This is a genomic window from Flavonifractor sp. An306 (assembly GCF_002159455.1).
GTDB lineage: Bacteria > Bacillota > Clostridia > Oscillospirales > Oscillospiraceae > Flavonifractor.
The window spans coordinates 1-9,479 of sequence record NZ_NFIQ01000102.1 but is presented as its reverse complement, the minus strand read 5'-3'; the positions used below and the strand labels follow the sequence as shown (position 1 = coordinate 9,479).

The following is a 9,479-nucleotide window of genomic DNA, read 5'->3' as shown; positions in this document are numbered from 1 at the left end:
AAGCCTGTATATGGACAAAAAACGCCGCCTCACCTGTGAGGGCAGGCAAGGCGGCAGAAGGGGGGGTACAGGGTATGAGGTATCAAAATGGGTACTGGTATTACCGTGGAAAACGGTATGCCACCCTCAAAGAAGCCATAAAGACCGTCTGGCCCAAAGGCTAAACCCTACCCCCGGCTCACAGTATAGCACATTAGGCTGGTAAGGGTCAATGGGGGAGCGGTGATTTGCCGCCCCCCATCCCGTCACTAAATACCCTAAATACACTAAATTGGGAGGAAGCAATATGAAAGTAACAGTAAAGGACGTGCTGGCGCTGCTGCCGAACACAAAGGAGATATACCTTGTGTGGGATGGGAGCGTGTTCCAGCGTAGTCCATTTAATGCCCTGGACATGGATGCTTATGGGGACTACATGGTTGGGAGCATCTGCCCTACTGAGGAGGGCGGGGTTGAGATTGTCCTTGCGGCACAGCCTATAAAGGTCAGCCGCATAAAAGTTGCACATTCCATGAATAATATGCATAAATAAGTGAATAAATATAAGTAGCGCAGGAGGGACAAAACCTTTCCTGCGCTACTCATTTTGAGAAAAAAGAAGTGATATTTGAACGTAAATCAATTATATCACAACTTATTGAGATATTCAAGGGTGAATAATAGGGGGTGCGGTACTACACTCTTTTTTCGATTAAATATTCACGAAAAGCGTACTTGAAAACCATCCCCGCCTATAGCAAGAGGGGGGCGCTGGTTGCGTCCCCCTTCTGCTGCTGCGGTTATGCTCTTGCGTGGATGCGGGCTAACTGGTAGGTCGCCTCATCCTCGATGCTGGCATTATACCAGCTTACCCCATCTGTATCCCGATAACTAAGCGGCTCCGGGTCAAGCTCAAACGCTGGCCCCCAGCACAGCTTTTGCCCGTCCTCCACGGCGTATTTGTGGCCTCTTAACCAGCTAATGGCCTTGTCACGGGTCTGCTGGAAGTCCTGCCAATCGCCGCTCTTAAAGGATGTCTCCGGGATGAACAGGCTCACCACGTCCTTGCCCGTCGCCCGTGCCCTGGGCTGGTACGTTCCCGACCCGTGACCCGGCTGGGGCGCTACCTTGTATTGGTCAGTAACGTCCGGGCTGCGGCTTGTCATCCGTCTGACAAAGGCATCCAGCTGCCGCTGCTTCTCCGCCTCTTCTTTGAGTGTATTGTTAATGTAGTTGTCCATTACCTCACTAATGTGGAATTTACCCATGAGTCTGCACCCCCTTTCCACGATGGGCACCAGCTTGTGCAAGTGCCCGCTTTTGGGTGCATCGCTCGCAATAGACCTGTACGTTTTCTAGGTCGCCGTCTGTCTGCATGATGAGGTCTGGCAGGTCAACCGGATGCAGCACGCCGCACATTGGGCACTTGGCAAATGTGTTGCCTAAGCCAATAGGGATCTTTTTCTTTCCACTCATAGCATAAATCATAAAATCACTCCTTTTAATATTGCACACAGGTTGCCCGTGTGGTATACTGGTCTCATCGACGATATTGATAAGCGTTAGCCGCTATCCCGGTATGTCTGCCGCCGGGGTGGCGGCTATTGCTTTATCGTACAGGCTAATCCAATCGTCGAGCCGCATTGTGACCATCCAGTTTGATCTATTGCGACGGTGGAACACTACGGGCAGTCCGTCTCGGAAGTGGTCAGCGTCACGCTCGGCTTGTGCCATTGCTGCGTGTATGTTTAGCCGCTCGTTGCGCTTGCACTCCACATGGATGTGTGGCAATCCCGTAAGGTCTGGTGTGGCTCCATAGCTCACAGCCTGGCCCGGCTGCACGTCGTACCCGTGGGTCTGTAGCATCTTGGCTAACTCCAGCTCGCCCGCTCGGCCCTTCCGTTGAGAGGTTCGTCCGCTCATTTTCAGCCTCCAATCTCTAGGGACAAAAGGGACAAAAGGGACAGAAGTATGTCCCGTATTTGGCTTTTGGCCCTTTTGGCCCTTTTGTCACAGGGGGTTGACCAATATTTTTGTGGTTGGTCTGCCTCCCGTTGATACATTAACTTCCCGCACATACCCCATATCAGATAGGGTAGATAGTGCTGGCTCCATGTCCTCTGCCTTGCGGAAATGCCCTTTGCAAAGCCTATACAGGTCACGCTTGCTGATCTCCTGTCCACCGTGGGCCTGGATGCGCCGCCAGAGATACCGGGCCTCTGCCTGTGACTGATCGCCGCCCATAAGGCCGTAGGCTGCTTGTGCATGGGATACAAGGCACTCTGATAAGGCCGTAGCCCTAACCATAATCTCCGGCGGTATTGGGGTTGCCGTTGGTGTGGGGCAGTCAGCGACGTGCAACAATGCCGCAATCCTTAACATAGACCCCACACATTTGCCGCCCCAGTCCCGCATTGTATAAAGGTCACCATCAGGGCCTAACCGCCGCTCAATGTGGGACTGGTACGCCCGTCTGATCTCGCTGGCCTCTGGGGACAGTGTAATTGTCCCGCTGTCCTGATCGGCAAGCATCCGTTTGATGGTGGCCCGGTACGCGCCCTTGACGCTATCAGGCACAGGAGGAGGGTCAATATCACGGTGGCCTACCTTGCTTTTGCAGATAGCGTATAAGTAGCGCCCGCACAGGCCACGTCCCCTAAAGGTGTTGTTGCTCATAATCCCGCTTATAATGTCCGGCTGCACAGTCAGCAGCATGGTCAAGCGGGGGTTGGGGATGTGGTTGGGGGGTCTGCCGATACGGTCAACGGTCAGTGGGTCGCCAGCGTGGGCTTTGAGGTACACGTCAAGGTTGGTTCCCCTATCGTATCGGCCCGACATTACATCAAATATACCGCCCTCCGCTGACACCACAGTAATACAGCCGCCTTGCTGCTCCATAAGGTCAACCAACTTTTCCGGGGTGGCATCGTCCACCAATAGCCGATAGGGATACACCAGCTCCGAGCGGGCTTGCTCCGCCTCCTGGGCTGCGTTGAGCACATCATCAAGGGCAGCTTTACCGTTGGCAAATTTGCTTTCTGCGGCCTGGTGGGCCTTCTCAAGGGCGCTTGCACGAGCCTTGCTCTGGGCCACGTCTGCGGCCTCTGCCGTCCGTCTCTCTGCTTCGCACTCAATGGCCGGGCGGGTTAATGCTGATATGACGGCACTTTTTCTCTCTCCGGGGGGCGCTACGGCCACAGCATAAAGGCATAGCGGCTCCCACCAGTCCTGTGTCACCTGCACCGTGTAACGGCTCTGTGCTGTCATTGCCAGCACCCCCAGCGACAACACACCGGCCATCTCCGGCGGGGTCTGCGTGGCGGTGGCTAGGGTCTCCACATAGTCCTTTACCGGGCCTGGGAGTGCCCATACCGGGAACTCCGGTGGCTCCGGCGCATTGTCAAACGGAATGGGCTGGCCCCAGTCCTCTTGCGCTAGTTCCTGCGCTACTTCACCTGAGAAGTTTTTAAAATCGACGATATTGATAATGCCACCCGCTTTCTGTCTATAAAAAGTTGCATTTGTTCCGCTGGCGTGCCGTGGGAGAGTGTATCGGCCATGGCCTCCAGCCGCTCCCGCTGCCGGATTGCCTCCTCCTCCTGGGGGGTGAGGTTGGCCCAATCAGCAGTATTTGCAACTCTTATACACGAATTAAGTTGATTTATTGTGTTTTCTCGCCACTTTTCAAATCTTTTGTGCAATTCTCTAGTGCGCTGCCGCTCCTGGGCCTCTGCTCTCTGCTGGGGGGTGATCTCCCCGGATAGGGCCAGCCCCAGCCCAAAATCCATGTTGATGCGCTGCAACGCCTCCCAGTAGGTGCCGCCAAACAGGCCCCGCACCAGGTCAACGGCATCACCGCTTGCGCCACACGACCAGCAGCGGAACCGACCCCCTTTAAAGGTCATGCTTGGCCGGTGGTCGTTATGAAATGGGCACAAGGCTTTTCCGTGGCGGTCTATTGCTATCCCGTAGTGCCTGGCGGCATCCTGGGCGGTCACTTGCTCCCGGACAGCCTCAAACGGGTCACAGCCCAACCTTCCGCACCTCCCCAGGCCGTTGGGTGCGCTTTTCAGCCCCAAGAAGTTCATCTAGCGCCGTGTCGGCGTTGATCAGCGAGCGACGGCCCACCCGATAGGAGCGGATTGCGCCATCGGCTACCGCTGACTTTATGGCGGTGAGGCCCATAGCGTTGTTGGGGTCTGCTTCTCGCATTTCCCGCCAAAATTGTTTAACCGTCCGTAATCTCATGTTTTTGCTCCTTTCTTGCTGAAAAAGTTATCAAAATATGCAAAAAGGGGCCACTACCAACTATAAAGTCAGTAGTGGCCCCAATCAGCCCTTCTCACTGTGCCAATTCACAGGAGGTCATTATTTGCTTTTCTGGCCTAACTTTAGCATATCTTCCGCAAACTGTCAATACCCATTTTATCCTTTTTGTTTGTCCTTTGTTTGTCCTTTACCTGGCCTTTCCTGTACTCTCCTTAATATTCCTAAATCATCACATATCTATGGCGTTTCCAGTCCTTTTATACCTGTGAATACTTACACATACACCTGTATTTAATATGGCTGATGTCAAACATGAGCGCCTTTCTCCTTTCAGCGGCTCAGGAAGGCCTCCAGCTTGGCGCCGTCCTGATAGCCGTAGCCGTACAGCCGGTCCAGAGCCAGCCCGTTGCGGCGCAGGGTGCTGATGCCGTCGATATCCGCCGGGGCCAGCAGCAGGGCTTTGCCCTGCTCCTCCAGAGCCAGCACCTCCTCCACCGCCTGGTTGTAATTCAGGTGGCGCTGGAGAAGGGCCTCCAGGGTCTTGGGGTAGTGGTGGAGGGCCAGCCGGGCCGCTCCGGGGTGGCTCAGGGGCGGCCGGCGGAAGTCCCGGGGCCGGGTGAGCAGCACCACCACCCTGTCGCACCCGTCCGCCAGGGCGCGGCGGTAGGGCACCGGGTCGGCCACCCCGCCGTCGAAGTAGGGCACCCCGTTGATCCGGTAGGGCCGGCAGGCGATGGGCAGGCAGCAGGAGGCCTTGACCACCGAGAAGTCGTCAGGGTGTACGTCGTCTTTGGTAAAATAGCGGGGCAGCCCGGTGTAGGCGTCGGTGGCCACCGCCACATATTGGCTGGAGCTGGCGGCAAAGGCCTCATAGTCCACCGGATCCTCCCCGTGGGAGTCGCTGAGGGTGGAGTAGATATAGTCCACGTCCACGTAGGAGCCGGTGGTCACAAAGTTGTGTAGGCTCATATACTCCCGGCGGTTGGCGTAGTTGGTGTAAAACCTGCGGTTGCGCCCCCGCTGTCCCGCCAGGAAGGAGACCAGGTTGGCGCTTCCGGCGGATACGCCCAGGCAATAGTCGATGGAAATATGGTGGTCCAGCAGATAGTCGTAAATTCCGGCGGTGTAAATGCCCCGCATTCCGCCGCCCACGTCGATGATCCCGACCATAAGATACCGCCTCCCCGGATAAAGTAAAAAAGCCTTGAAACCCAATGGTTTCAAGGCTTTCTGGTGCGCGAGGCGGGACTTGAACCCGCACGTGCGTAATGCACACTAGAACCTGAATCTAGCGAGTCTGCCAATTCCACCACTCGCGCATATGGTGCGGATGACGGGACTCGAACCCGTACGGCCGTGGGCCACTAGCACCTCAAGCTAGCCAGTCTACCAGTTCCAGCACATCCGCAAAACACAGCCCTCAAAAGACTGCTTGATTATTATAGCGGGCCGGGGAGGATTTGTCAACCTTAATTCTCAGGATGTCCGGGAAAAAATTTGGAGAAAGAACAAAAAAACTGTTGACAACCGGGCGCGGGCGTGGTAATATAAATCTCGCGCTGAGGCGCAGCACAAATCAAATATGCGCGAGTGGTGGAATTGGCAGACTCGCTAGATTCAGGTTCTAGTGTGCATTACGCACGTGCGGGTTCAAGTCCCGCCTCGCGCACCAACAAATGATCCGGACCTTTTCCGAAAGGAAAGAGGTTCGGATCATTTGTTTTATTCACATTCTGTACCGGCATCAGGGCCGGGAAAGGGGAGAGAACTGCCATGACACTGATATTAAGCGACAGGCCGCTCCACATACCGGACATGGACCAGAGCACCACAGAGCTGATTGACCTGTCCGCTTTGAAGATTGCCAACTGTGTGGGCTGTTTTGGCTGCTGGACCAAGACGCCGGGGAAGTGCGTCATCCGGGACGACGCGGTGGGGGTGTACCCCCGCATTGCGGCCAGTGACCGGGTGCTGTATGTCAGCCGGGTGAAATACGGCAGCTATGACACGGTGATGAAAACCATGCTGGAGCGGGCCATTCCGGTGCAGCAGGCGTTTATCCGCCTGCTGGACGGGGAGACCCACCATGTACAGCGGGCGGTGGCCCCCAAGCAGGCGGTGATCCTGGGCTACGGGGACACGTCGGCCGAGGAGCGGGAGATTTTCCGGCAGCTGGTGGCCCGCAACGCCAAGAATATGAACTTCGCCCAGTATCGGGTGGAATTTGCGCCGGAGGATGCCGTGGAGCAGGTGGTACGGGAGGAGGTGGCGTCATGGGCAAGATCCTGATGCTGAACGGGAGCCCCAGAGCGCCCCGGTCCAACTCCAAGCAATACGCCGAGCTGTTTTCACGGGGCTGCAAATGGGACGCCGAGTATGCCGCCATTACCCGGACCAACCATCTGGAGCTCTGCCAGCGGCTGGAGGAATTCAGCGACCTTTTGTTTGTGTTCCCCCTCTACGCCGACTGCCTTCCTGTGACGCTGCTCCACTTTTTAAAGACCCTGGAGGCCCATCCTCCGCAGCGCAAGCCCACGGTGTCCGTGCTGATCAACTGCGGCTTTCTGGAGCCGGAGCAGAACGAGCTGGCGGTGAAGATCCTGGAGCTGTACTGCCGGCAAAACGGCTACCCCTTCGGCTCCGTGCTGGCCATTGGCGGCGGCGAGGCCATTCTGGGCACGCCATTCCGGATTTTGGTCCGCTCCAGGCTGAAAAAGCTGGCGGCCTCGCTGGAGAGAGGGGCTTATGGGCGCTGGAAGGTGACCATGCCCATCTCCAAGGGGATGTTTTTGAAGGCATCCACCAAATACTGGCTCAGCTATGGGGCGAAAAACGGCGTCACCGGGGAGCAGATGGCCACCATGCGGATTGAGGAATAGGGGCTGTCCTTGTCTTTTGCGCCCGTATCCCCTATAATAATGTCTGCTGAATAAACCGCAAAGCGGTTGGCTTTGTTCAGTACGCATTATAAAAAAACCGATAACGGCCCTGAGCGGGTCATAAAGGGGGAATTTCCATGGCAGGCGGAATCTTCAATCCCGAAAACGGGTTTTACCGCGTGACCGAGAAGCTGGTGGACCTGGTGCTGCTCAGCGTATTCTGGCTGTTCTGCTGCATTCCGGTGGTGACCATTGGCCCCTCCACCGCGGCCCTCTATGATGCGGTGGTGCGCTGCCTCCGCCGGGATGAGCGCAACAGCTGGGCCATCTTCTTCCGCACATTTCGGGCGAATTTAAAGGTAGGGATCCTGACCACCCTGGTGCTGCTGCCGGTGGCGGTGCTGCTGGTGTTTCTCCAGGGCCTGCTCTACCAGACCGCGGGGTCGTCGGCGGGCTATGTGCTCTATGTGGCCTATCAGTTTTTTCTCCTGCTGCCGCTGGGGATGAGCTGCTATCTCTTTCCGGTGCTGTCCCGGTTCACCTTCCGCACCGGAGGGCTGCTGCTCAACTGCGCCAAGCTGGCCGTGGCCCATCTGCCCTCCACCATCCTGATGGGGCTGCTGCTGGCCCTGGCCATCTGGTGCTGCTCCTATGTTCCGGTGCTGGCCGCCGTGCTGCCCACCCTGCTGGCCCTGGCCCACTCCTGGCCGTTGGAGCGGATCTTCCGGCCCTATATCCAGGCCCAGCAGGCTGCCCGGCAGGAGGAGTGATCAAGCCGCCGGCCTTCCGGAGCCGGAGGCGCGGAATGTATGCGGAGTCCCGCAGACACCCCTCTTTTTGGTGCCAAAAAGAGCGATGTGGAAACAGCAAAGTTGTGTTATAATGTCGTTGTCAACACAAGGGGAAATCCTTGTGCCGGAAGATGAGGAGGCGTCAGACATGAAAAAACACCTGCTGCGGCTGCTGCTGTGCGCTGGCCTGCTGGCCGGCCTGTTCACCGTCACCGCCCTGGCGGCGGAGTGGACGTATGACCCGGACGCCAAGACGCTGACCAACAGCGGCACCGTTGTGCTCAAGAACGTGATCGCCGACGGCACGAATCTGACCATCGGAAATAACCAGGATTTTACCGGCGCCACACTGGATCTGACGGGCCCGATCACGGACAGCAGCGGCACGGAAAGGTACACCATCACCGACATTGCCGGTTGGGACGAGCTGGCGAAGGGAGCCTTTTATAAATGCAGTTCTCTTACATCCGTTCGTCTGCCCGACAGCCTCACCTCTGTTGGGTATGACGCATTTCGGGACTGCAGCGGTCTCACCTCCATCGACCTGCCCGACAGCCTCGAAACCATTGGGTATTTCGCATTCTCCGACTGCAGCGGTCTCACCTCCATCGACCTGCCCGACAGCCTCGAAACCATTGGGCAGTTCGCATTCTCCGGCTGCAGCGGCCTCACCTCCCTCACCCTGCCCGACAGCGTCGCCTCCATTGAGGAGGACGCATTCGGGGACTGCAGCGGCCTGACCGCGTTCCATGTGGCGGAGGGGAACCAAAATTTTTCTGCACAGGACGGCGTGCTGTTCAACAAGGATCAAACCAAGCTGATCCAGTACCCGATGGGAAAAGGAGAGGTTTCCTACCAGGTTCCTACAGACGTGACGGAGATTGGGGCTAAGGCATTTCAGAACTGCGGTAACCTCACCATGGTGACCCTGCCTGACGGCGTCACCTCCATTGGGGAGTATGCATTCTACGGCTGCAGCAGCCTGACCTCCATCCACCTGTCTGACGGCGTCACTTCGATTGGGTATGGCGCATTCTACGGCTGCAGCAGCCTGACGGGCATTACTCTGCCTGACGGCGTCACCTCCATTGGGGAGTATGCATTCTACGGCTGCAGCAGCCTGACCTCCATCCACCTGTCTGACGGCGTCACTTCGATTGGGGATGGCGCATTCTACGGCTGCAGCAGCCTGACGGGCATTACTCTGCCTGACGGCGTCACTTCGATTGGGGATGGCGCATTCTACGGCTGCAGCAGCCTGACGGGCATTACTCTGCCTGACGGCGTCACTTCGATTGGGAATAGCGTATTCTCCGGCTGCAGCAGCCTGACGGGCATCACTTTGCCTGACGGCGTCACTTCGATTGGGTATGGCGCATTCTACGGCTGCATTGGACTGACGGGCATTATTCTGCCTGACGGCGTCACTTCGATTGGGGATAGCGTATTCTCCGGCTGCAGCGGTCTCACCTCCATCGACTTGCCCGACGGTCTCGAAACCATTGGGGATAGCGCATTCGACGGCTGCATTGGACTGACGGGCATCACTTTGCCGGACGGT

Annotated in this window: 11 protein-coding genes and 3 tRNA genes; 6 read left to right on the top strand and 8 right to left on the bottom strand. The window is 57.1% G+C overall.

Annotation, left to right across the window (positions count from 1 at the left end; translation table 11 throughout):
• The first annotated feature begins 286 nt into the window (after positions 1-286).
• Positions 287-532, top strand: coding sequence for a hypothetical protein (locus B5F88_RS17535; RefSeq protein ID WP_087348613.1), 246 nt, complete (start codon positions 287-289; stop codon positions 530-532).
• Between the two features lie 247 nt (positions 533-779).
• On the opposite strand, the gene B5F88_RS17530 is transcribed toward B5F88_RS17535, so the two are convergent.
• The 8 genes from B5F88_RS17530 to B5F88_RS17495 form a co-directional block, all read right to left on the bottom strand.
• The gene (locus B5F88_RS17530) at positions 780-1,247 is read right to left on the bottom strand and encodes a hypothetical protein (protein WP_087348611.1); all 468 of its coding nucleotides are present in this window, start codon (positions 1,245-1,247) and stop codon (positions 780-782) included.
• Positions 1,240-1,467 carry a hypothetical protein gene (locus tag B5F88_RS17525; protein ID WP_087348609.1) on the bottom strand — a complete coding sequence of 76 codons (228 nt, stop codon included), beginning with the start codon at positions 1,465-1,467 and terminating at the stop codon, positions 1,240-1,242. The genes B5F88_RS17530 and B5F88_RS17525 overlap by 8 nt, the downstream gene beginning before the upstream one ends.
• A 522-nt stretch (positions 1,468-1,989) precedes the next feature.
• Positions 1,990-3,318: a YfjI family protein gene (locus B5F88_RS17515; protein ID WP_140402175.1), complete on the bottom strand. Its 1,329-nt coding sequence runs from the start codon at positions 3,316-3,318 to the stop codon at positions 1,990-1,992.
• Between the two features lie 107 nt (positions 3,319-3,425).
• Entirely contained in the window at positions 3,426-4,067 is a 642-nt protein-coding gene (locus B5F88_RS21865; protein WP_087348603.1) for a CHC2 zinc finger domain-containing protein, read from the bottom strand.
• The gene (locus tag B5F88_RS20825; RefSeq protein ID WP_162612232.1) at positions 4,003-4,227 is read right to left on the bottom strand and encodes a hypothetical protein; all 225 of its coding nucleotides are present in this window, start codon (positions 4,225-4,227) and stop codon (positions 4,003-4,005) included. The genes B5F88_RS21865 and B5F88_RS20825 overlap by 65 nt, the downstream gene beginning before the upstream one ends.
• A gap of 351 nt (positions 4,228-4,578) precedes the next feature.
• Positions 4,579-5,418, bottom strand: coding sequence for a patatin family protein (locus tag B5F88_RS17505; protein ID WP_087348601.1), 840 nt, complete (start codon positions 5,416-5,418; stop codon positions 4,579-4,581).
• Positions 5,419-5,479: 61 nt separating this feature from the next.
• Positions 5,480-5,567: transfer RNA gene (locus B5F88_RS17500), tRNA-Leu, on the bottom strand.
• Between the two features lie 3 nt (positions 5,568-5,570).
• Positions 5,571-5,656, bottom strand: a tRNA-Leu gene (locus B5F88_RS17495).
• Between the two features lie 176 nt (positions 5,657-5,832).
• Here B5F88_RS17495 and B5F88_RS17490 point away from each other — a divergent pair.
• The 5 genes from B5F88_RS17490 to B5F88_RS17470 all read left to right on the top strand — a co-directional run.
• Positions 5,833-5,920: transfer RNA gene (locus B5F88_RS17490), tRNA-Leu, on the top strand.
• Positions 5,921-6,021: 101 nt separating this feature from the next.
• A complete protein-coding gene (locus tag B5F88_RS17485) occupies positions 6,022-6,537 on the top strand; it encodes an NAD(P)H-dependent oxidoreductase (RefSeq protein WP_087348599.1) in 516 nt (171 codons plus the stop codon).
• A complete protein-coding gene (locus B5F88_RS17480) occupies positions 6,522-7,127 on the top strand; it encodes a hypothetical protein (RefSeq protein WP_087348597.1) in 606 nt (201 codons plus the stop codon). Before B5F88_RS17485 ends, B5F88_RS17480 begins: the two co-directional genes overlap by 16 nt.
• A gap of 137 nt (positions 7,128-7,264) precedes the next feature.
• Positions 7,265-7,897, top strand: a complete 633-nt coding sequence (locus B5F88_RS17475) for a YesL family protein (RefSeq protein WP_087348595.1) — start codon at positions 7,265-7,267, stop codon at positions 7,895-7,897.
• A 169-nt stretch (positions 7,898-8,066) separates the two neighbouring features.
• Positions 8,067-9,479: leucine-rich repeat domain-containing protein (locus tag B5F88_RS17470; RefSeq protein WP_162612233.1), on the top strand; the 1,413-nt coding region annotated here is incomplete at its 3' end.